Below are 21,791 nucleotides of genomic sequence, written 5' to 3'. Positions count from 1 at the left end.
AAAGTTCGGAAGTATCTTAAAAGCATTGTAAAAAATGTTGCGGGGTAGTTAAAAGGGTAGTTAAATCGTGTTTTTGAGTCAACAAACCGCTTAAAATAAGGGGTCAAGCGGGTTTTAAACTTCATTTTTCTACCGTATTATTTTCGATGACTTACATCATTTTTTTCGCACGGCGTAGCACTAATAATTTTTGCATCCCTAATGACAGCGCCATAAACACCATTAATGAGGGCGTTGCAACATCGTCCAAATATGGAATATTGAAGTGCCCCATGAGCAATGTGTACCCAACGTGCAAGGCTATCGTGACTGCCCAAAGCGCGAGTGATTTCGCACCGCCTTGGCGCCAAACTTTCCCATTTTCAATGGTTACTGTATAAACTGGAACGCGGACAAATGCCATTACAATGGCAATCAACCAACCACCGATGATGGCGCCATCAAGCACTGGATTATTGAGATACAAGTTCGCACCAACACCAGTCACCTTAGCGACACCTGCGAGTTCAATAACTCCAATGATTAATAAAATTAATTGCGCTTTCCATTCGTTTTCGACTTCGATTTTGCGGATTTGACGCGAAAGAATAAAGCCAATTGTGAACAATGCGATGATGACGTTTACCACCAAGATGTTACCTCTTTCTTTAATTAACATGTTTTTATTTAATTGATAACATCATTATAAAACAAAAAATTTGGTTTTACAAGCCAATCACGATGAGTTACGAAAAGTGCGATGCATAATATATCGCTATCACAAAATCGATAACGTCAATTTTGACAATTGACAATTCTTACGAATAGTTACAAATTCTTAGACCCATCCTATACAGAGTGTTCGACAAGCAGCAACATAACCTGACTTTTCCTTAACTGATGGTATATAGATGCAACCTGCAAAATGTCACGTGCAATCAATTAGGTAATTAAAAGGTCGAATTCAAATTTGAGAATTCGACCTTTTAATGTTTCATTTAAACAATATTCCAATATACAAATGGGATTACTTTATTTACGCTTCTTGATGACTACTACAGTCACTATTGCGATAATAATCACTGCACCAGCAGCAGCGGCAATTTTGATTTCTTTTGCCTTGGTAGCTTTGGCCTTGGCGGCTTTATCAGCTTTAGCAACTTGTGCCTTCAATTGTTTCAAAGTACCTTGGTAAACAATCTTACCCTTCTTACCACTTGATAAGCGCCAAGTCTTCCCATCAAATGAAGGAATGAATCCCTTCTTCCATAATTTAGCAATCGCTTCATAAGGATACTTAGATGAATTAGTAGTTGACCACTTAGTAGTGTTCGTGAACCAGATTCCTAAGAACTCTTTTTCACCAACTGAACTACCAACTTTATCTTCGGTTGCTTTATCAAGTGTGATTCCCAAAGCTGTAATCCTCGAACGGCAGTTGGTCCAGGACATTGTCCGTAAACGACGCCAAACTCGTCATTTAAGTATTGTGCAGCGTCATTCCAGATACTATCACCAGCCCAAACTGAGTTTTTCGTAGCAAACTTAGAATCTGCATTCGCTGGGTTAGCTTTGTATGTTGCCCATTGTTCCAGCAACTTAATATCGCTAGCTGTTGGTTTTTGTGCTTTAGACGGCAACGTCTTGAAGTAATTCAAGAAACCTTTCAAATCAAAGTTATATGCAACTTTTTTCCAAGCCTTAAACGACTTATTCACCTTAGTTGTTAATGCACTTGTCCACCAGCTAGGTTTTGAACCAGTAAATGTCATCTTCCACTTAGATGCTGGGAAAAGATATGGATATTTTTTCTCAGTTGTGGTCTTAGGAACTGGGACCATGTGCACGGCAACTAGATTCTTACCGGTTTTAACCTTGAACTTTGCTTCCAAACCAGAAACCGTATCGATCCCTGCTTGGTAGTATGTCTTACCAGTCGAAGAAACTAAAACAGTCATGGCTTTAGCATCATCAGTGTCGATGTCTGTGGCCTTCAGTGAGTATGCAATTGAACCATCTTGTACATTGTGTAAACGGTATGTTGTTCCATCATAAGAAACGACAAAACCGTCATTAATCAATGTCATGATATCTTGGTATGCATAAGTCGTATTTGAAGAACTTGTTGACGAGCTGCTACTTGATGATGAACTAGTTGGACCACCTTGGTTACCAGCGAATAAAGCAGCAAAATAACTACCAAAGTAAGCTGCATATTAACCTTGTTGCATTGCGCCAACGTTCTTCTTACCACTCGTTTCAGTAACTACGGAAGCAACATTTGCTTTATTCATTAATGGTTGCCAAAATTTGGCCTGTAAGTAATCACACATTTGGTTGGCAACAGTTTCACCGACCTTGGCAGTGACAGTTTGCATAACTTGGTTACGTGGATTCCCGCCTTGCTTAATCCATTCTTTAAACGCAGCAATATCTGTTGCTGTTGGTGTGTGTGGTGTAATCGTGCTTGGATCAGTTGGTTTAAGAAACTTAGTTAAATCCAACGCAGGATATGCTTTTTTCCACTCAGCCATTTGTGCCTCGGTGATTGTCACCGTTTTAACGGTGGCATTAGGAGGGGTGTCATTATCTGCAGGCTTGTCATCCTTTTCATCTTTGGCACTACTACTAGTAGATTGACTAGTTTTTGCAAACACTTGAGTGATTGGTGTACACAAGGCAAGGCTCCCTGCAAATAACAATATTCCAGCTAGTTTAAGTAGCTTCTTTTTCTTAATCATTGATTATCCCCTTTGTTAAATAATTATAGAATGGGAAGATTAAATCGAATTGAAATTATAGGCATTATTGGGTATCTAAAGCTCGACGATGTCGATAATTTCATCAAAAAAGTTAATTTTACAATTTGTGCTGAGAAGAAAAAGAATAAGGAATTGACAGAAAAGTAATCTGTTAAAGTTAGCTGAAGCGCGCAAGCGCTTTTTTGCCACCCAAAAAATGGTATAATAATATAAAGAAGAAGTAGTCATCAGTCGTGAAAGGAGCATTATAGCGTGAGTAAAATCATTGAGTTAAGCGATAATCTAGCCAATAAAATCGCAGCAGGGGAAGTGATTGAGCGACCTGCAAGTGTCGTTAAGGAATTGCTCGAAAATGCGATTGACGCTAAAGCAAGCCAGATCACAGTCAAGATTGAGGAGGCTGGACTTAAAACTATCGAAATCATTGACAACGGTGAGGGAATTGCGCCAGAAGATGTGGCACTTGCGCTCAAACGTCATGCAACCAGTAAAATCAAGGATGTCGATGAACTTTTTAGGATCAGAACGCTGGGCTTTCGTGGTGAGGCGCTGCCATCAATTGCGAGTGTGAGCGAGCTCACGATTAACACGGCAAGGTCGCAAACAGCTGATGTAAGTGGCACACACCTTGTCGCAAAAGGTGGCGACATTACCCAAAATGAACCCGCACCAAAGCGTGTCGGGACGCAAGTCAAGGTTGAGAATCTTTTTTACAACACACCGGCTAGGCTCAAGTATATCAAGAGTTTGCAGGCGGAGCTTGCGCATATCACAGACATTATCAACCGCCTGAGCTTAGCGCATCCTGAAGTTGCTTTCACCTTGGTCAATGACGGCCGAGACATGATGAAAACGGCAGGAACGGGTGATTTGCAGCAGGCAATTGCTGGTGTTTATGGCATCAGTACGGCTAAAAAAATGGTCGAGATTTCAAGCGCTGATCTGGACTTTGACGTGACAGGATATGTGAGCCTGCCTGAGCTGACACGGGCAAATCGTAACTACATCACGGTGCTACTCAACGGTCGCTACATCAAAAATTTTCTGATTAACCGCGCTATTGTTGACGGTTACGGCTCAAAACTCATGGTCGGGCGCTTTCCAATCGCTGTGATAGACATCAAAATCGATCCGTTTTTAGCAGATGTCAATGTTCACCCGACTAAGCAAGAGGTGCGCATTTCTAAAGAAGGTGAGCTGATGAACCTCATCAAAACAGCTATCAGAGCAGCACTTTCTGATGAAGTTTTGATACCAGACGCCCTTGAAAACTTAGTCAAACACAGTGGTGCAGTGACACCACAACCAACTAAGAAGACCGTGTCAGAACCTAAATCGGAACAAGGAAATCTGCCCTTGCAAAGTAAGCAACTCTACTACGATAAGGCAAAGCAAGATTTTTATGTCAAGGAACAGGCAACATTTGATACGAGCCAGCCCGCGTCGGAAGTAGTCGTAGAAGGTTTTGACGAAAAATCTGACGATGAAAATAGCACAGCGTCAAGCGTTCTGACGACATTATTTGCCGAGACTGAGCCAGTCAAAAAAGCGGCAACCTTTCCAGAACTTGAGTTTCTGGCACAGATGCACGGGACTTATCTTTTGTGTCAGGCACCTGATGGGCTCTATATTGTCGATCAGCATGCGGCGCAGGAACGTGTCAAATATGAGTATTATCGAGATAAGGTTGGGCAAGTCAGCTATGCACAACAACAGCTTTTGGCGCCGATTATCATCAGTCTACCACAAAACGATTTTCTGACGGTCAATGAGAAAAAAGAACAGTTAGAAGAAGCAGGCGTTTTTTTAGATGTTTACGGCGAGCACCAGTTTGTACTGCGTGAGCATCCGATTTGGATGCGAGATAATGAGATTGAGTCTGCGACTTATGAGCTGATAGATCTCTTACTCAGCGGTAACGAGGTTTCGGTCAAAAAATACCGAGAAGATTTGGCGATTATGATTGCTTGCAAAAGCTCGATTAAGGCCAATATGTCTATTGATGCGGCAAGTGCGCGTGATTTGTTAGCGCAGCTTGCCACCTGCGAAAATCCCTACAATTGTCCGCATGGTAGACCTGCCATTGTCAGTTTTTCAAACACGGATATGGAAAAAATGTTTCGTCGTATTCAGCAAGGCCATAAAGGTGGCTGGAACACGCAGTTTTGAGAAAAATAGAAAGAAAATATGAAAGAACAACTTCAAGACTTGGTCAATCAAGGGCAAGACTTTACGCTAGACGGGGCTGACTTCATCAAAGTCGGTATTTCCTACAAAAAAGGTGAACTTCGTGCCTATCAAATCATCCCGTTTACCGCGCTTTCAGGGATTACGGCGGTTATCTAAATGTACGATTATCTAACAGGAAAACTGGTCCAAATCACCCCAACTTACCTGGTGCTTGACGTTGCAGGGATAGGCTATCAGCTCCATGTGGCAAATCCCTATGCTTTTTCGGCGCAGGTTGGCTTTGATGCCGTGAAAATCTATGTGCATCAGGTCATTCGTGAAGACGCACACACGCTCTATGGCTTTACAGATGTTCATGAAAAAGCGCTGTTTTTACAGCTGATTTCAGTGTCGGGCATTGGTCCCAAGTCAGCACTTGCCATCATCGCAGCCGATGACAATGACGGCTTGGTTGCAGCCATTGACAACGGAGACATCAAGTATCTGACCAAGTTTCCAGGTGTCGGTAAAAAAACGGCGAGCCAAATGGTGCTGGATCTTGAAGGTAAGTTTGAAAATGTCGCAGCTGACGTAGCGAGTGCGAAAACAGCCGCAAGAACTGAACTTGATGACGCCCTAGAAGCGCTGAGCGCCCTAGGCTACAAGGCGTCAGAACTCAAAAAAATCCAGAAAAAACTAGAAATCGAAAGCGACACCACAGAAGGCTATATCAAAACAGCCTTGAAGTTGATGATGAAATAATACGAAAAAGTCTTTATTTGCCGAAGATACCGGTAAAATAAGGCTTTTTTTATCGCCAAAAATCTCGGATATGGTTATCATGAAAAAATAAAATGGGGTAAAATTAAAGTATAGAGAAGATAGATAGAAGGTGATGGCGGTGTTCAATAAATATCTACTGGCTGACGGAGCCACAAGTACCGCTGAATTTACAATCAAAAATCCAGCACCCAAACCAATTGCTAAAGGCATTTTGGGGCATTTTGGGGAGGTATCAGGCTTCTTCGTCTCATTTGTGGGTATGGCGCTGATTTTAACAGCCATATTTATCTTGATTATCAAACTAAGGGAAAGGAGAAATGGTGAACATATGGACTAAACGACTGATAGGTATGGTCATGATGGTCGGATTTGTTTTATCTGGTAGCTCTATCGCGCATGCGATGACAGGGACGACGGGTATCACGATCACGCCCGGCATCATGGTCACAAAAGTGAGTTCTACGAGTTTTGGCAGCTGGACGACTAATAATCTGGGCGATTATATCTATAATACCTCTGCTGTCACGATTGACATATTTGACGGGCGTGACACGGGTAGTGGCGACTGGACGCTCTCTGTCAGAAGTGATCCGCTGATTGGCACGAATGGGCAGATCTGTAATCTCAGCGATGCCAAAGTCAACGGTGCTCGTATGAACATTACCGCATCGACAGACGGCAAAACATTTCTCCCAGTTTCGCCAACGAAAAATGGTAGCTACTCGTCAGTAGCAACTGAAAATAGCTGGACGCCGATCCTTTCGGTAGACGGCACAGCAACTGGTAATACGCAGTATAAAGTCGCTCTAGCGCCACATACATTTGGGCTTGAGCTCTGTCATGACTTGCGTCCTGCCGACTATACACTCACGATCCACTGGCTTGTCACAGACGGCCTCACTTAAAAGAAAGCGAAGGACATGATTATGAAAAAGAAATTGATATTAGGTGCAGTAGGGACAATCGCAGCGGTAACGCTATTTGCTGGCGTTGTGAATGCAGATACAACTGATCCTGCCCCTTTGATAGGTGAATCTTCTATCGTAATTAACGCAGGTGCTATTACACTGGATACAGTGCCAAGTTTGACGTTTGAAGATCAGGACATCACAGAAGATGGATTTATTAGTGACGGAGAAGCGAGTGATGTATTTACAATCACTGACTTGCGTGGTGGCGATACGGGCTGGATCTTGAACGCAGTTGCGTCAGAATTGACATTGACAACAGGTGCCTATGATTTACCTGTATCAGATTTGACAATTACACCTGCAGAAGGTGGTATAGAGGATTCTGACGTGACAGGTATAAGTGGAAATATTTATCAAACTGAAGGCACGATACTGAAAGCTGGTCCGGATACAAATGGCAAACAAGAAATTGACGTTGACTCATCTTCATTGTCAGCAGGCGAAGCTCTAAAAGCTGGTACTTACGAAGGTACAATCACCTATACTTTGGGAGATGAGATCACCGAATAGATAGCACGCAGCCACATAGTGACAAAAGGAAGACTTCGGTTTTCCACTACATACACAACAAAAGGGGGCGAAAAATAATAATGAAGAAAGCACTACTTCTATGTGTTGCAGTGATTGGTTTTATCATTGCTGCGCCGAGACTTGTTCGAGCTGAGGACGTGGGCTATACCGTCAGAACAGCTCAGTCAGAACTGCAGGTAGACACGTCAAAATCTTACTTTGACTTACGTGCTAAGGCCAATCAAGCCTTTGATCTGACGATTGAAATCGATAATACTTCTGACACATCAGGAGATTTTACGGTCGCTGTGACAAACGGCATGACAAGCGATAATGGTAGCATTTCTTACGGTATCAGCACGCAAAAACTAGATGCTGCGATGACCATGCCCTTTACCAGTTTTGCAAAGGTCGAAACGCCAAAAGTAACGGTGCCCGCCAAGTCTAAAAAACAGGTGACAATCAAGGTCAAAATGCCTGCAACGACATTTGACGGTATGATTTTAGGGGCGATTTATATCGAAAAACCTGTCGCTGCCAATGCAAAAAAAAGCGGCTACACCAATCAATACGCCTATGCAAAGGCTGTTGTCATCAAAGAAACAGATAAGACAGTCCATCCTGATCTGAAGATGCCTGAGGTGCTCGTTCGCAAGCGTAATAATCAAGTTGAGATTTCGGCCACACTTGAAAATCCAGCCTGGATTAACATCAAAAAAATGTCGCTAAAAGCTGAGATTATCAGTAAAAAAACAGGGAAAGTTGTCGTGACTAAGACTTTTTCCGACTATGCGGTGGCACCTACGACGCATTTTGCGCTAAATCTCTTGTACGATGCGACAAAATTTCCGACGGGCAGTTATCTTTTCAGGGTAAAGGCAACTCAGACTGAGACGATGCAACATGAGTGGACGCTTGAGAAGTCATTTGACATTGACGCTACAGCTATCTCAAAGAAATTTGCCGATAAGCAAGGCTTTTCAATCACGGATAAAAACGATAAAGTAGGTTTGTATATCTTACTTGGTGCTTTGACAGCACTGGTGTTAGGCTTATTTATCTTTATCATAATCCTGCTGAAACGCCGTAAGAAAGAAGATGATGACGAAAATGACGATAAGAAAGCAAACATCACATCTTAATCAACTGTTAGTTGTTTTCGCCACTATTTTGACCGCAATCCTTGCAGGAATCGGCATTGGCGAGAAAAAAGTAGCAGCCTACACCATGACGGACGACGGGTATGCCCTTGTAACAAATGGCAATGACTTTAACCAAGCTGTCACGACAGACAAGAAACCCTATGTGCGTGCTGCCAATGATCTCTACTATGGCGGCGCTACCACGGTAAATGCCAACTTGACACTTGACATGGCAGGGTATACATTTTATGAGTCATCGACGACGTCAGCGCCGCTTTATGTCACAGGTGCCTACTCGATTACGGTCATGAACATGAACCAAGTCATCAAAACAGCGGGCGTGACAACAGGAGCTGAAAACTGTAAGGCTGCTGACGGCATCACGTCAACAACCGGTTACGCTCACGGTTACTATGGCTTTATCTGGGTGGCATCGGGTAATGCAGTTGTCACCTACCAAAACTGTATCTGGCAGTTTGCAGCAACAGTTACAAACACGCAGCCGTTTTACTCAGTAGGGCCGAACGCATTTCAGTTTAGTGGGACGAATACCTTTACCTGTGGGACTGACCAGGAATTGCAAGAAGGTGATGGCTTTACGATTCTTGACGGGACGACGTCATTTATCGAGCAAGCTGGGCTAGGCACTTACAACTCTTGTGACGACACCGGTGCAAGCTGGAATCTCACGGTCAATGCGGGAGCCACACTGAACTGGACGAGTAATCGCACGGGTTTTCTCATGTACACGACGTCTCCTGTCACCTGGACAATCAACGGTAATCTAAACCTGACCAATACGGCCGCGGCCTGTAATGATCTCTGGTATGGTTCATCAAGCACGGCAACAATCACAGTAGGCAGTAGCGGTAGTTTAAACGTCAATACGTATGCACCTTTGTTTGATACGGACATTAGCACGGTAACTTTTTCAGCAGCAAGTGGTAGTTACATCGATATTCGTAACAACCTTGCGACGGGGCAGTTAGTATCTGGTGTAGTCGCAACGTCAGATACGTTTAGCATCACAAATCCGAGCTATGCTCGATTTGCGGCAGGTGCTGGTGCCGTATTTGGCACGAGTACGAACTTCAAGATGACGGCAACAAATGCTCACAGGCTAAATGTTTACAGTGATATGGCGCAAGCTAGTAACACCTTAAGTAAGCGTGGCGTCGCAACTGGTGTCTTCTCAAATGACTATGTGACTTTGTTTGATACTGCAACGCCGTCGACCTATACTACGACAGATATGTCTGCCATAAAAGCAGGTAAAGTCATCGAGTTTTCCGCAGCAAAAGGCTTAAGTATCACGACTTTACCCACAGCATTGACCTGGCAAGCTAGCCTGAACGACATCAACGCACTGGCAAGTAATGGTGAGACAATCACGATCGCAAGAACGGCTGGCAATATCATGCCAATCGCCATTTACGACGATCGTGACATTGGTGCCTATGGCTGGAGTTTATCCGTCGCATCAAATTCATTGGTTCCTCTCGTCTACAATGGCAACGTCATTGATGCGACAGGGCAAACACTTTTTGACAGCAGCTCAGCCTTACTCACACAAACTGGCGATGCCCTGTTCCAAACAACATTTGCAGAAAATGCTGGCATCCAAGCCCAAGTGAGTAATAAAATGAAAGCAGGAACATTTACCGGAACCCTTACTTGGACGATAAATGACACCATCAGCTAAGGCAAGCGGCTGTCGCTTAAAAATCAGCAAAAAAGCTGGTTTTTTTGGTATAATCGAGATATGAACACAGAAGATGAGAACAAACTTACATCAGGGGAGCTAGCGGATGCGGCAGAGTTTTCTGACGAGCGGACACTGAGACCACAATATCTGAGCCAATACATCGGTCAGGACAAGATAAAAGAGCAGCTGGATATTTTCATCAAGGCGGCAAAAATGCGGGAAGAATCGCTTGATCATGTGCTGCTTTTTGGCCCGCCAGGACTTGGTAAGACGACCATGGCTTTTGTCATCGCAAATGAGCTTGGTGTCAATATCAAGCAAACATCAGGGCCTGCAATTGAAAAGGCGGGAGATCTTGTTGCGATTTTGAATGAGCTTGAGGCGGGGGATGTTCTGTTTATTGACGAGATACACAGGCTGCCGATGAGTGTTGAGGAGGTGCTTTATAGCGCCATGGAAGATTTTTACATCGATATCATGATTGGTGGGGCTGAGAGTTCTCGCAGCGTGCATTTGGAGTTGCCGCCGTTTACTTTGATTGGTGCGACAACACGTGCTGGTATGCTATCAAATCCCCTTCGGGCACGCTTTGGTATCAATGCTCACATGGCTTACTATGAACTGCGTGATCTGACGGAGATTGTCATCCGAACAGCTGATATTTTTGAGGTTGAAATCACTGGAGATGGGGCGCACGAGATTGCTCGCCGTAGTCGTGGGACGCCGCGTATCGCCAATCGCTTGCTCAAGCGTGTGCGAGATTATGCGCAGATCAAGGGCACGGGCACGGTAACAGATGAGATCACACGTCAGGCGCTGACTATGTTAGATGTTGACGCATCAGGCCTTGACTACATTGACCAAAAAATCATCAGAACCATGATCGAGATGTACGGCGGTGGGCCTGTCGGTCTGGGCACGCTTGCGGTCAATATCTCTGAGGAACGTGAGACGCTTGAGGATATGTACGAGCCGTATCTGATTCAGTCGGGATTTTTGATTCGGACGCGTCAGGGGCGCAAGGTCACACAAAAAGCCTACACGCATTTTGGCTATGCTTATCCGGAAAATGAAAATGGAGGCTGAAAATGGCATTTAATATCTTAGATCTAGCAGAATTTGAAAAACTGGACATTCCAAATCTTTCGATTTTGGACGTCCGACCACGTGAGCAATATGAGAGTTTTCATATTCCAAACGCTGTTAATTTGCCGATAGATGACGTTGAGGACGGGAAATTTGACCTAGATTCTGACACACACTACTATGTCATCTGTCGCACTACAAACAAGGCCTATCGTGCGAGTAATATCTTTGACGAAGCGGGTCTTGACATTGAGATGGTTGCGCCAGGCATGATTGATTATCAGGGTGAAATTGTGCGACATAATGGTGATTATTAGCAAATAAACTAGACTGACCGCTGATTTTACGGTCAGTTTTTTGTCTGAATGGTGTGATATGGTGCTCTCATTCCGATGTTACCAAATCTGACATTACCGGTTGACTTTACAGTGAATTCTCTATATAATTGGAATTATAGGCAGTAGATTTAGGACAAAGGAGAAATTTAGTGAAAGAACGTGAACTACGGCGCTCCATGGCGGTTTTTCCGATTGGCGCCGTTATGAAATTAACCGATCTCACAGCGCGTCAGATCCGCTATTATGAAGATCAGGATTTGATTTTTCCAGCTCGAAATGACGGCAACCGACGCATGTATTCGCTCAATGACATGGATGTTTTGCTTGAAATCAAGGATTATTTGACGGACGGACTCAACATTGCAGGCATTAAAAAAGTTTACGAAAAAAGTAAAGAAGAGCTTGCCAATGTCAAAAATAAGTCCATTTCTGACGATGAAGTTCGTCGTATTTTGGAGCGAGAAATCATACAGCAGTCACGCTTTAACAAGCCAAACACGAATCTCAGATAAAACAAGAAGGTAGAAAACAACATGACAATCACAGCTACAGATATTCGCCGCGAAGTCAAAGAAAAAAATGTCACATTTTTGCGTCTCATGTTCACAGATATTTTGGGAACGCTAAAAAATGTGGAAGTGCCTGCTACTGAAGAGCAACTGGATAAAATACTTAGTAACAAGATGATGTTTGATGGCTCCTCTATCGAAGGATTTGTGCGCATTAACGAGTCGGATATGTTTCTTTATCCGGACTTGGACACGTGGATTGTTTTTCCATGGGGCGATGAAAATGGCAAGGTCGCGGGCTTGATTTGTGACATCTATAATCCTGATGGGACGCCATTTGCAGGGGATCCACGTGGCAATCTTAAACGTGCTCTGGCACACATGGAATCTGTCGGATTCAAATCGTTTAACCTTGGCCCTGAACCTGAGTTTTTCCTTTTCAAGCTTGATGAATCAGGCAATCCGACGCTTGAAGTCAACGATCAAGGTGGCTATTTTGACATTGCGCCAACAGACTCAGCTGACAATACGCGCCGTGAGATTGTAAACGTTCTGACGGATCTTGGCTTTGAGGTTGAAGCCAGTCACCACGAGGTTGCAATCGGCCAGCACGAGATTGACTTTAAATATACCAATGTCCTTGAGGCTTGCGATAACATCCAGATTTTCAAGTTAGTGGTCAAGACAATAGCGCGGGCCCACGGGCTTTATGCGACCTTTATGGCTAAGCCGAAATTTGGCATCAATGGCTCAGGTATGCACTGCAATATGTCGCTTTTTGATAAAAACGGTGAAAATGCTTTTTACGATCCAAAAGGTGATCTAGAACTATCTGCGACTGCCTACCATTTTCTTGGTGGTATTTTGGAGCATGCTTATAACTTTACAGCGATTACCAACCCGACTGTCAACTCTTATAAACGTCTAGTCCCAGGCTATGAAGCGCCAGTTTATGTGGCGTGGGCCGGGCGTAATCGCTCACCTTTGGTGCGTGTGCCTGCCTCTCGCGGCATGGGGACGCGCCTTGAGCTGCGTGCGGTTGATCCAACGGCAAATCCTTACTTGGCCCTTGCCGTTCTGCTCGAATGTGGACTTGATGGTATCGCGCGCAAGATTGAGGCGCCTGCACCGGTTGAAAATAACATCTATGCGATGAGTGAAGATGAGCGCCGTGCGGTCGGTATCACGGATTTACCGTCTACTTTGCACAATGCGGTCAAGGCTTTGCGTGAAGATGAGGTGGTCAAGGCAGCTCTGGGTAGGCATATCTATACGAATTTTGTCGAAACTAAAAAAATAGAATGGGCGTCCTACGCACAATTTGTCACACAGTGGGAAATCGACAACTATCTGTATCTTTACTAATGTCAGAACAGACACTGATGCCATTTTGGGATTAGTGTTTTTTGAAAATCCGAACGTTAATAAAGAATTTTCAAAAAATTACAAATATTATTGCAAAGCGTCGGAAAAAAATGTATAATAAATAGTGTTAGAAGTTATAACATAAATTAAACTGAAAAAACGTCAGGAGACTTTTAAAATGGAGAAAGTAAATATTCCAGAGATTTTTGCTGAGGATGTTTTCACGGATGCGGTGATGCAACAGCGTTTGCCTAAAAGCGTCTACAAACAATTCAAAAAATCGACCGAAGAAGGTGTTGAACTCGATCTTGCGACAGCAGATGTGATTGCAAACGAGATTCGTGAGTGGGCAATTGCAAAAGGTGCCACTCACTTTGCGCATTTATTCCAACCATTGACTGGGATTACGGCTGAAAAACAAGATTCATTTATCACAGCACCAAAAGCTGATGGTAGCGTTTTGACAGCCTTTTCAGGTAAAGAGTTGATCAAGGGCGAACCTGATGGCTCATCCTTCCCTTCAGGCGGTTTGCGTGCGACTTTTGAAGCACGTGGCTATACCGTTTGGGACACAACTTCTCCAGTATTTGTCCGCCATGATGCGGCAGGTACAACACTCTTGATTCCAACAGCGTTTTACTCATACAATGGTGAAGCATTGGACCAAAAAGCGCCATTGTTGCGCTCAATGCAAGTCATCTCTGATGCGTCAGTTCGCCTTGTCAACTTGTTTGGTAAAAATGCCAAATCTGTTGTGCCATCTGTCGGTCCTGAACAAGAATATTTCTTGGTTGATGAACAAAAATTCTTGCAACGTAAAGATTTGATCTACACGGGTCGCACACTTTTTGGTGCTGCTGCACCTAAAGGCCAAGAACTCGATGACCATTACTTTGGTACCATTCGCCAACGTGTCGCTGGTTTCATGAAAGATGTCAACGAAGAGCTTTGGAAGGTCGGCGTTACGTCTAAAACGCAACATAACGAGGTTGCGCCAGCACAACACGAAATTGCGCCAATCTACGCTAACGCAAACGTTGCGGTTGACCAAAACCAAGTTGTCATGCAAACCCTTAAACGTGTTGCCTGCGCACATGGTATGAAAGCTTTGCTCCATGAAAAACCTTTCGCTGGTGTCAATGGTTCTGGTAAACACAATAACTGGTCACTTGTGACTGACTACGGCGAAAACTTGCTTGAACCAGGCTCAACACCACATGAAAACAAACAGTTCTTGCTCGTTCTTGCAAGTATTATCAAAGCGGTTGATAAATACGCTGGTTTGCTTCGTGAGTCGGCAGCCGACCCAGGTAACGACCACCGTCTTGGTGCCAACGAAGCTCCACCTGCAATCATCTCTATCTTCCTTGGGTCTCAACTTGAGGACATCATCGATCAGTACGTGGCGAAAGGCTCTGCCAACACGTCTATTGAAGGTGGCGTCTTGACAACGGGTTCAACTGCGCTCAAAGATATCTCTAAAGATGCAACTGACCGTAACCGGACATCACCGTTTGCCTTCACAGGTAACAAGTTTGAGTTCCGTATGGTTGGTTCACGTGACTCGATTGCTTCGCCAAATATCGTGCTTAACACGATTGTTGCAGAAGCATTTGACGAAGCGTCAGAACGTCTTGAAAAGGCAGCTGACTTTGACAAAGAAGTTGACAGCTTGATTGCTGAATACGCAAAAGCACACAAACGCGTTATCTTTAACGGCGATGGCTATTCTGACGAATGGGTTGCCGAAGCAGAACGTCGTGGTTTGCCAAATCTTAAATCAATCGTTGATGCAACTGAAGTCTTGGCGTCAGAAGACGTAATCAATTTGTTTGATAAATACGGCGTTTTGACACCTGCTGAGCTTAAAGCACGTGAAGAAGTTAAATATGAAAATTACGGTAAAGTGATCAATATTGAAGCGCTTACGATGATTGACATGGCAACTAAACAAATCATTCCAGCTGTTATCAAGTATACAAAAGCCCTTGCAGATACTGTTGTTGCAGTCAAATCCGCTGGCGCTGATGCTAGTGTTCAAGCTGAAATCTTGTCAGAAGTGTCTGAACTTTTGAAAGAAGCTAAGACTGCTCTTGCAGCACTTAAGACAGTTACAGCTCAAGCAACTGAAAAAGAAGAAGGTGTTGTTCAAGCACGTTTCTACAACGAAGTTGTGTTTGTAGCGATGGATGCGCTTCGTGCACCAGTTGACAAGTTAGAAATGATTGTTGATAAAGAAGCATGGCCAATGCCGTCTTATGGCGATTTGATGTTTGAAGTTTAATCGTTAAATTATTAAAAATCAGTCTTCGGGCTGATTTTTCTGTTTTCAGATAAAATCCCTTGACATTAGTTAGGTACCGTAGTAAACTGAAACTAGGTCAAATAAGTTAGGTACCAAATTTATTTGACTTATCAGTTGAAAACGTACAGGAGGACAGAAAATGTCAGAAGAAACAGAAGCGTTATTTAGTAAAGTCAAGATTTTAGGTGGCATGACACGGCACTTTGCCTATGAAGGTCGCGGTGCTCGCAACGGTCAAACGGCGACAACGCAGCAAAAAGTCATCAATATATTGAGTAAGGAAGATGGCATCACGCAAGGTTTTCTAGCAGAGTTGCTGGATATTAAGCCATCAAGTCTGGCTGAAATTATCAAAAAGTTGGAAAATAAAGGTCTGATTCGCAGAGAATCTGACGATAATGACAAGCGTATCAAATTAGTTTATCTGACGGCTGCCGGGCGTGACCAAGTGACACAAAGCCAAAATCTATCAGAGAATTTCTTTGCTGGTCTGTCAGAATCAGACCGCGCGACCTTTGAAGGTTTGATTGACAAACTCATTGCTGGATGGCCAGAAGAGTTTAAAAATCGGGCACGTGGCATGCGTGATCCAATGGCGCGCATGAGTGAATTTCAAGATTTTCGCGAGCAGATGCTGGGTCAAGACTGGATGAATATGAGCAAAGGTGATATTCGCAAGTTCAAACGTCAGTTTCAGACGGAAATGCGCAGACATCACAGGGATTGGAATAGTGTTAGAAATCAGGCGGGTGAATTTGGTGATTTTGCTGCTCGCGGTGGATTTGACCGCATGATGGCAGCACGTTTCGGTGAGCATAGTCCGTGGGAATTTGGCACAGATGAGAGTGCTAGTAAATCTAATCAGGCTCCTGACAATGCGAGCGATGATAGTGAGTGGGATGGCTTTTAAATAGAAAAAACACTTTGATTTTGTAAAATCAAAGTGTTTTTTGACCGCCGTAAATGGACTGGTTGAAATTCAGCGTATAACTGGCTAGGACAACGATAAGTAGATAGGGCATAAGGTTATAACCGAAAATCTCGCAGCCAATCATAATCGGAGCAAAAAAAGTATTGGTGGCTGAGGCAAAAACTGCTGCGTAGCCAAGTGCAGCTGCGAATTCTGGTGGCAAGCCGAGCAAAATTGCACCTGCAGCGCCAAGACTCGCCCCGATGGCAAAGAGTGGCGTTACTTCGCCGCCTTGAAATCCGAGTGACAGTGTCAAGACGGTCAGCAGTAGCTTGAGCAGAAAGTCCCAAGCGAAAATCTGCCCGCCATTGCCCAAGGCAAACGCTATCAAGTTAGTGCCGAGTCCTGAATATCTGCCGTTTCCAAAACATGTCATGAGGATGGATAAAACGGCGCCGCCTGCGGCAATCCGCACGTAAGGGTTTGGCAACAGTGAAGCAAGCTGTGCTTTGCTATATTTTAAAAGCCAAGAAAATGTAAAGCCACAAAGCCCGAAGGCTACGCCTAAAACAAGCAATTTAATCGTCAAGCGGGTATCAAAATCAGGTAGCTTGACGCCATGATTCGCAAGTGAAAAGCTAAATTTTTCAAGCCCTAAGTGCTGCGCGGAAAATGCTGCAATACTACTTGCTATCAGAGCAGGCAGCAGGGCACGATAATAGATCCGTCCTGCAACGAGAGCCTCGACAGCAAAAAGTGCTGCCGCAAAAGGCGTTTGGAAAAGTCCACCAAAACCCGCAGACATCCCAATCATGATCAGAATATGGCGATTTTTAACCTCAACGCGGTCACCTAAAAAATTAGCGAAAGTCGCACCTATCTGAACGGCGACACCTTCACGCCCAGCAGATCCACCAAATAAATGCGTCAGCCAAGTCGTCAGAACAGACAATGGAATCAGACGTTTGGGGATGACCTCGTCAGACTCGTGTCCAACGCTAAAGACAAGCCCCATGCCACGACTCGCTATCTTGCCAAAACGGTCATATAAAAATACGATAAGAAGGCCTGCAAGCGCAAGAAAAGGGATCAGATAGTCAAAATGTGCCGTTCTAAAATCACTAAAAAAAATCAGGACACGCCCGAAAATCGCATCAAGACCACCCACGACGGGACCGATTATCACAGCAAGCAGACAATAAATCAGCAGTTCCTGATAGAAAAAAGGCGATTTTTTCTGACTTTTAGTCATTTAGCATCTTTTCTTGGTAGGCACGTGAATTTTTCAGCACATCTTTAAAGGTATTTACGACTGTTTCAGTAAAGTCGGGATTCGCAACACGGTTAGAAACGCGTGCTAGGATGGCGAGTTCACGCGTATTATCAAGTACTCTCGTCCCTGTCATTTGCTTAAAAGCGGCAACTTGTGCGACTAAAGCCATGCGTGACTCTAGCAAATTGACAAGTTCTAAGTCAATTTGGTCAATATCTGAGCGAATGTCATCAAGGTTCATTTTTATCTCCAAAATTTGATATAATAGTTATATTATATCAAATTATCAGGTGAAAAAATATGACTAAACAAGAAAATTATGACCTTGCATTATTGCAACTGGATGCATTGATTGGTGACGGATCAGGAAATGCCCTGTCAAATCTATCAAATGCTGCAGCACTTTTATCAGGGAGCCTACCAGAGCAAGTTTTTGCAGGCTTTTATCTCTATGACGGCGAAAAGTTGGTCTTGGGACCTTTTCAAGGTGGCGTGTCTTGCGTCAATATTGCTTTAGGAAAAGGTGTTTGTGGGGAATCGGCAGAAAAACGTGAGACTTTGGTTGTAGGTGATGTTCGGACGCATAAAAACTACATCGCCTGCGACTCAGCTGCACGATCAGAAATCGTGGTGCCGCTTGTCAAAGATGGTGATTTACTTGGTGTGCTCGATCTTGATGCGAACACCACAGATTTTTACGGCCCGTCAGAACAGGATTTTCTAGAAAAATTTGTGGCGGTTCTGATTGACAAAACAGACTGGCGTTTCGCTCAGTTTGACCAGCATATTAGCGAAAATGAGGCAGAAAAATGAGCTATCAAGCCCTTTATCGCAAGTATCGCAGTCAGCGTTTTGATGAAATGGTCGGCCAAGAAGTCGTTGCCACAACGCTAAAAAATGCGATCACAAGCAACCAGATTTCTCATGCCTACCTTTTTTCAGGACCACGTGGCACGGGAAAAACGTCGGCAGCAAAGATTTTCGCCAAAGCTATTAACTGCCCCAATCAAGTGGACGGCGAACCTTGTAATGTCTGTGAGATTTGTACGGCCGTGACGAATGGCTCGCTCGAAGACGTGATTGAGCTCGATGCGGCATCAAACAACGGTGTTGATGAAATCCGAGAAATCCGTGATAAATCAACCTATGCCCCGTCGCGTGCGACCTACAAAGTCTATATCATTGATGAAGTACACATGCTGACAACAGGTGCGTTTAACGCGCTTTTGAAAACGCTTGAAGAGCCTACGGAAAATGTCGTTTTCGTGCTTGCAACGACCGAAATTCAAAAAATTCCTGCGACGATTTTGTCTCGCGTGCAGCGATTTGCTTTTCGCGCTATTACGAGTGTTGACATTGCACGGCATCTGACGGATGTGCTTACAGCTGAAAATGTCAGCTACGACGCAGCAGCCGTTGAGTTGATTGCCAATGCTGCAGATGGCGGTATGCGCGATGCCCTCTCGACGCTTGATCAGGCGCTGAGCTTTGCGCAGGATGGCCTGACGCTTGACGTTGCTCTCCTTGTGACGGGTGCCATCTCAAGTCAGGCGCTTGACGCTTATATTACAGCCATTTCCGAGCAAAAGGTAGAGGAGGCACTCACTCAGCTAGACACCATATTTGCAGACGGCAAAAACATGATCCGCTTTACAGAAGACCTCATGAGCCACTTTCGTGACATGCTCATGCAGCCAGCATCTGAGTCAGAGCCAGCTTCAGGCGCTTCGCTTGATGTGAGCAAAGCCCAGATTTTCACCTGGATTGATATAGCAACGGAAACCTTGCAAACACTGAAACAGACAACGCAGGAAAAGATAGCAGCTGACGTGATGACCATGAGATTGTCAGAAACGGTAATTCAAGATAGTACCGACTATTCAGCTGTAATTGCTGATCTGCAGGCACAGGTTGCTGCTTTGACGAGTAAACTTGAGTCTGGTGAGTTTCAAACGACGCAAGCAGCACAGTCAGCATTGCCAGAAAAAACAAGCAAAAAAGCCGTCTCAAAATCAGGCAGTTACTTCAGTAAAGACTTTGTTTTTAAGGCGCTGAGTGAGGCGACAAATGAGGCGCGAACGGCTATTCAGAACGCTTGGGAAGAAGTTATCAACTCCTTTGACAGCGGCTTTGGCAAGTCAATGCTGCAAAATACATCGGCTGTTGCGGCGTCAGAACGCTTTGTTGTCGTGACCTTCAAAAGCGAGTTTACCGCCCAAAAAGCCATGCAAAATCAAGACTTGCAAGTTCAATTTGGCAACTTCATGTCTAATATTGTGCATTTTGCACCAGAAATCATCGCACTGACCAATGACGACTGGCTAGCCGTCAGAACAGAATACGCACAGAGTCACAAAAAAACAGGGTCTGACGAGATGAAAAAGCCGGCAGAACCTGCGACAAATGATGCAGTAGACGCTGCCCAAGCCTTATTTGGGGATGCGGTCGAAGTCATCGAAGATTGATCAACCATCTAAAAAATTGTCTGAAATGGCATTTTTTTAATGCCCATCTGTTTCAATCAAGCCTTATTTTTGGTATGATTATAAACAGACCTTATAGGACAAAATGAAAGGGACAACATGTCACAAAAAAATACAGAATTAAAACGGGAAGTTGGCTTTTTAGGTGCACTTTCGTCAGTTGTAGGCACCGTTATCGGGGCGGGTGTCTTTTTCAAAATCGCAGCCATGGCATCACGTACTGGCTCTGCCAATCTAGTGATTTTGGCCTGGGTGCTTGCAGCTATTTTTACAGTTGCAGGTGGCTTGACCGTGGCTGAACTAGGTACCTTATTTCCAGAAACGGGCGGTGGCGTCAAATATCTAGAGCACGCTTTTGGTAAGCTCTGGGGCTTTCTTTTTGGCTGGGTACAGACGCTGATTTATTATCCAGCTAACATCGCAGGCCTTGCTATCATTTGGGCGACGCAGTTTAACAACCTGTTTGGGATAAAATCCGACGCCACGCACAATGTCCCTGTTGCCATTCTCGTTTTTGCAACGATTTTAATAATCAACTCACTCGGTACCAAGTTTGCAAGTCGCGCACATTCGCTGCTAACGGTGATTAAGCTGATTCCGATCGCGCTGATTGTCATTTTTGGCTTGCTGAGTAAGTCAGAGGTCCAGTTTCATCTCCTGCCACTTGAGGCGGGAGATGGCATCAACCCTGTTTTAGGTGTTGGGTCAGCTATCGTCGCCGCCATGTTCGCTTTTGACGGTTGGATTGGCATCGGCAATATCGCAGGCGAACTCAAGAAGCCCAAGCGCGACTTGCCTTTATCGCTGTCTGCAGGTCTCATGACCATCGCAGTTGTCTATCTGCTAGTCTCGCTCGTGATGTTGCGTCACATGCCCATTCACGAGATTATGGGCAATAATAACACCGCAAGTGAAGTGGCGCAGATGATTTTTGGGAAAATTGGTGGCAAGTTTGTCACGGTTGGTATCTTGATTTCAGTCTACGGCGCCTTAAATGGGTACAGTTTTACAGCCATCCGTGTGCCATATGCTCTAGCAGCAGAAGGAAATCTGCCATTTTCAAACTATTTTTCAAAGCTAAATAAAAACGCCATTCCGATGCGTGCAGGCGGTATCATTGTCATCATGGCTGTTCTTTTGATGCTAGTCAACCTCGTTTCATCGCAAGCTTTCAATATCCTGAGTGACCTTGCTGTGTTTTCATCCTGGGCATTTTACGGTCTGCTGTTTATCGCCGTTTTCAGGCTGAGAAAAACGCGACCGGATGCCGAACGCAGTTATAAAGTCATCGGCTATCCTATCACACCACTCATTGCTATCGCAGGTGCAGTGTACATCCTTTATAGTAATCTGACCAATCCACTTACGACCATATCATCGCTCGTAAGTGTACTTGTGACGCTGATTGGCATTCCTGTATTTTATCGCATTCAAAGCCGTAAAAAATAGTTCTGACGTTAAGTTCGTCAGAACTATTTTTTATTATTGCAGCTAATTCTAG

General features: G+C 44.3%; 23 protein-coding genes. 17 read left to right on the top strand and 6 right to left on the bottom strand.

The window, feature by feature from the left end:
- Positions 1–151: 151 nt before the first annotated feature.
- The 4 genes from Hs20B_RS05480 to Hs20B_RS05465 form a co-directional block, all read right to left on the bottom strand.
- The gene (locus tag Hs20B_RS05480; protein ID WP_172356357.1) at positions 152–631 is read right to left on the bottom strand and encodes a hypothetical protein; all 480 of its coding nucleotides are present in this window, start codon (positions 629–631) and stop codon (positions 152–154) included.
- 380 nt (positions 632–1,011) lie between these two features.
- Positions 1,012–1,395, bottom strand: a complete 384-nt coding sequence (locus tag Hs20B_RS05475) for a hypothetical protein (protein ID WP_172356356.1) — start codon at positions 1,393–1,395, stop codon at positions 1,012–1,014.
- Entirely contained in the window at positions 1,326–2,066 is a 741-nt protein-coding gene (locus Hs20B_RS05470) for a hypothetical protein (RefSeq protein WP_172356355.1), read from the bottom strand. Before Hs20B_RS05470 ends, Hs20B_RS05475 begins: the two co-directional genes overlap by 70 nt.
- Before the next feature lie 129 nt (positions 2,067–2,195).
- A complete protein-coding gene (locus Hs20B_RS05465; protein ID WP_172356354.1) occupies positions 2,196–2,720 on the bottom strand; it encodes a hypothetical protein in 525 nt (174 codons plus the stop codon).
- A gap of 273 nt (positions 2,721–2,993) precedes the next feature.
- Between Hs20B_RS05465 and mutL the strand changes: the two genes are divergently transcribed.
- From mutL to Hs20B_RS05395, 14 genes are all read left to right on the top strand, one after another.
- Positions 2,994–4,910 carry a DNA mismatch repair endonuclease MutL gene (mutL, locus tag Hs20B_RS05460; RefSeq protein WP_172356353.1) on the top strand — a complete coding sequence of 639 codons (1,917 nt, stop codon included), beginning with the start codon at positions 2,994–2,996 and terminating at the stop codon, positions 4,908–4,910.
- An 18-nt stretch (positions 4,911–4,928) separates the two neighbouring features.
- Complete coding sequence (locus tag Hs20B_RS05455) at positions 4,929–5,087, top strand: hypothetical protein (RefSeq protein WP_172356352.1); 159 nt, start codon at positions 4,929–4,931, stop codon at positions 5,085–5,087.
- Positions 5,088–5,672, top strand: coding sequence for a Holliday junction branch migration protein RuvA (gene ruvA, locus Hs20B_RS05450; RefSeq protein ID WP_172356350.1), 585 nt, complete (start codon positions 5,088–5,090; stop codon positions 5,670–5,672).
- A 133-nt stretch (positions 5,673–5,805) separates the two neighbouring features.
- Complete coding sequence (locus Hs20B_RS05445; RefSeq protein ID WP_172356348.1) at positions 5,806–6,030, top strand: hypothetical protein; 225 nt, start codon at positions 5,806–5,808, stop codon at positions 6,028–6,030.
- Positions 6,011–6,598: a hypothetical protein gene (locus tag Hs20B_RS05440; RefSeq protein WP_172356346.1), complete on the top strand. Its 588-nt coding sequence runs from the start codon at positions 6,011–6,013 to the stop codon at positions 6,596–6,598. Before Hs20B_RS05445 ends, Hs20B_RS05440 begins: the two co-directional genes overlap by 20 nt.
- A gap of 21 nt (positions 6,599–6,619) precedes the next feature.
- Complete coding sequence (locus tag Hs20B_RS05435) at positions 6,620–7,174, top strand: WxL domain-containing protein (protein WP_172356345.1); 555 nt, start codon at positions 6,620–6,622, stop codon at positions 7,172–7,174.
- A gap of 80 nt (positions 7,175–7,254) precedes the next feature.
- Positions 7,255–8,316 carry a DUF916 domain-containing protein gene (locus Hs20B_RS05430; protein ID WP_172356343.1) on the top strand — a complete coding sequence of 354 codons (1,062 nt, stop codon included), beginning with the start codon at positions 7,255–7,257 and terminating at the stop codon, positions 8,314–8,316.
- Positions 8,273–10,018 carry a hypothetical protein gene (locus Hs20B_RS05425; protein ID WP_172356341.1) on the top strand — a complete coding sequence of 582 codons (1,746 nt, stop codon included), beginning with the start codon at positions 8,273–8,275 and terminating at the stop codon, positions 10,016–10,018. Before Hs20B_RS05430 ends, Hs20B_RS05425 begins: the two co-directional genes overlap by 44 nt.
- A 60-nt stretch (positions 10,019–10,078) precedes the next feature.
- Positions 10,079–11,107: a Holliday junction branch migration DNA helicase RuvB gene (gene ruvB, locus Hs20B_RS05420; protein WP_172356339.1), complete on the top strand. Its 1,029-nt coding sequence runs from the start codon at positions 10,079–10,081 to the stop codon at positions 11,105–11,107.
- Positions 11,108–11,109: 2 nt separating this feature from the next.
- Entirely contained in the window at positions 11,110–11,424 is a 315-nt protein-coding gene (locus Hs20B_RS05415) for a rhodanese-like domain-containing protein (RefSeq protein WP_172356337.1), read from the top strand.
- A 170-nt stretch (positions 11,425–11,594) separates the two neighbouring features.
- Complete coding sequence (locus tag Hs20B_RS05410; protein WP_191088435.1) at positions 11,595–11,957, top strand: MerR family transcriptional regulator; 363 nt, start codon at positions 11,595–11,597, stop codon at positions 11,955–11,957.
- Between the two features lie 21 nt (positions 11,958–11,978).
- Entirely contained in the window at positions 11,979–13,319 is a 1,341-nt protein-coding gene (glnA, locus tag Hs20B_RS05405) for a type I glutamate--ammonia ligase (RefSeq protein ID WP_172356334.1), read from the top strand.
- Positions 13,320–13,497: 178 nt separating this feature from the next.
- Entirely contained in the window at positions 13,498–15,603 is a 2,106-nt protein-coding gene (locus Hs20B_RS05400; RefSeq protein ID WP_172356332.1) for a glutamine synthetase III family protein, read from the top strand.
- A 160-nt stretch (positions 15,604–15,763) separates the two neighbouring features.
- The gene (locus Hs20B_RS05395; RefSeq protein WP_172356331.1) at positions 15,764–16,534 is read left to right on the top strand and encodes a MarR family winged helix-turn-helix transcriptional regulator; all 771 of its coding nucleotides are present in this window, start codon (positions 15,764–15,766) and stop codon (positions 16,532–16,534) included.
- Positions 16,535–16,562: 28 nt separating this feature from the next.
- Here Hs20B_RS05395 and Hs20B_RS05390 read toward each other — a convergent pair whose 3' ends face one another.
- Positions 16,563–17,786, bottom strand: coding sequence for a chloride channel protein (locus Hs20B_RS05390; protein ID WP_172356330.1), 1,224 nt, complete (start codon positions 17,784–17,786; stop codon positions 16,563–16,565).
- The gene (locus tag Hs20B_RS05385) at positions 17,779–18,048 is read right to left on the bottom strand and encodes a chorismate mutase (RefSeq protein WP_172356329.1); all 270 of its coding nucleotides are present in this window, start codon (positions 18,046–18,048) and stop codon (positions 17,779–17,781) included. The genes Hs20B_RS05390 and Hs20B_RS05385 overlap by 8 nt, the downstream gene beginning before the upstream one ends.
- A gap of 59 nt (positions 18,049–18,107) precedes the next feature.
- Here Hs20B_RS05385 and Hs20B_RS05380 point away from each other — a divergent pair, with 59 nt between their 5' ends.
- The 3 genes from Hs20B_RS05380 (at position 18,108) to Hs20B_RS05370 (ending at position 21,739) form a co-directional block, all read left to right on the top strand.
- A complete protein-coding gene (locus Hs20B_RS05380) occupies positions 18,108–18,620 on the top strand; it encodes a GAF domain-containing protein (RefSeq protein WP_172356328.1) in 513 nt (170 codons plus the stop codon).
- A complete protein-coding gene (gene dnaX, locus Hs20B_RS05375; RefSeq protein WP_172356327.1) occupies positions 18,617–20,272 on the top strand; it encodes a DNA polymerase III subunit gamma/tau in 1,656 nt (551 codons plus the stop codon). Before Hs20B_RS05380 ends, dnaX begins: the two co-directional genes overlap by 4 nt.
- A gap of 117 nt (positions 20,273–20,389) precedes the next feature.
- Complete coding sequence (locus Hs20B_RS05370) at positions 20,390–21,739, top strand: APC family permease (protein WP_172356326.1); 1,350 nt, start codon at positions 20,390–20,392, stop codon at positions 21,737–21,739.
- Positions 21,740–21,791: the final 52 nt, after the last annotated feature.

The sequence above is a fragment of the Pseudolactococcus insecticola genome (assembly GCF_011170065.1).
In the GTDB taxonomy this organism is placed as follows: domain Bacteria; phylum Bacillota; class Bacilli; order Lactobacillales; family Streptococcaceae; genus Pseudolactococcus; species Pseudolactococcus insecticola.
This window is presented reverse-complemented; position numbering and strand designations above follow the sequence as displayed.

What these genes read in the sequence shown, in the direction of transcription:
- Hs20B_RS05470 (WP_172356355.1), bottom strand. Translation starts at nt 2,066, where the DNA reads ATGACATTGATTAATGACGGTTTTGTCGTTTCTTATGATGGAACAACA.
- Hs20B_RS05465 (WP_172356354.1), bottom strand. Translation starts at nt 2,720, where the DNA reads ATGATTAAGAAAAAGAAGCTACTTAAACTAGCTGGAATATTGTTATTT.
- Hs20B_RS05455 (WP_172356352.1), top strand. Translation starts at nt 4,929, where the DNA reads ATGAAAGAACAACTTCAAGACTTGGTCAATCAAGGGCAAGACTTTACG.
- ruvA (WP_172356350.1), top strand. Translation starts at nt 5,088, where the DNA reads ATGTACGATTATCTAACAGGAAAACTGGTCCAAATCACCCCAACTTAC.
- Hs20B_RS05445 (WP_172356348.1), top strand. Translation starts at nt 5,806, where the DNA reads ATGGCGGTGTTCAATAAATATCTACTGGCTGACGGAGCCACAAGTACC.
- Hs20B_RS05440 (WP_172356346.1), top strand. Translation starts at nt 6,011, where the DNA reads ATGGTGAACATATGGACTAAACGACTGATAGGTATGGTCATGATGGTC.
- Hs20B_RS05435 (WP_172356345.1), top strand. Translation starts at nt 6,620, where the DNA reads ATGAAAAAGAAATTGATATTAGGTGCAGTAGGGACAATCGCAGCGGTA.
- Hs20B_RS05430 (WP_172356343.1), top strand. Translation starts at nt 7,255, where the DNA reads ATGAAGAAAGCACTACTTCTATGTGTTGCAGTGATTGGTTTTATCATT.
- Hs20B_RS05425 (WP_172356341.1), top strand. Translation starts at nt 8,273, where the DNA reads ATGATGACGAAAATGACGATAAGAAAGCAAACATCACATCTTAATCAA.
- ruvB (WP_172356339.1), top strand. Translation starts at nt 10,079, where the DNA reads ATGAACACAGAAGATGAGAACAAACTTACATCAGGGGAGCTAGCGGAT.
- Hs20B_RS05415 (WP_172356337.1), top strand. Translation starts at nt 11,110, where the DNA reads ATGGCATTTAATATCTTAGATCTAGCAGAATTTGAAAAACTGGACATT.
- glnA (WP_172356334.1), top strand. Translation starts at nt 11,979, where the DNA reads ATGACAATCACAGCTACAGATATTCGCCGCGAAGTCAAAGAAAAAAAT.
- Hs20B_RS05400 (WP_172356332.1), top strand. Translation starts at nt 13,498, where the DNA reads ATGGAGAAAGTAAATATTCCAGAGATTTTTGCTGAGGATGTTTTCACG.
- Hs20B_RS05395 (WP_172356331.1), top strand. Translation starts at nt 15,764, where the DNA reads ATGTCAGAAGAAACAGAAGCGTTATTTAGTAAAGTCAAGATTTTAGGT.
- Hs20B_RS05390 (WP_172356330.1), bottom strand. Translation starts at nt 17,786, where the DNA reads ATGACTAAAAGTCAGAAAAAATCGCCTTTTTTCTATCAGGAACTGCTG.
- Hs20B_RS05385 (WP_172356329.1), bottom strand. Translation starts at nt 18,048, where the DNA reads ATGAACCTTGATGACATTCGCTCAGATATTGACCAAATTGACTTAGAA.
- Hs20B_RS05380 (WP_172356328.1), top strand. Translation starts at nt 18,108, where the DNA reads ATGACTAAACAAGAAAATTATGACCTTGCATTATTGCAACTGGATGCA.
- dnaX (WP_172356327.1), top strand. Translation starts at nt 18,617, where the DNA reads ATGAGCTATCAAGCCCTTTATCGCAAGTATCGCAGTCAGCGTTTTGAT.
- Hs20B_RS05370 (WP_172356326.1), top strand. Translation starts at nt 20,390, where the DNA reads ATGTCACAAAAAAATACAGAATTAAAACGGGAAGTTGGCTTTTTAGGT.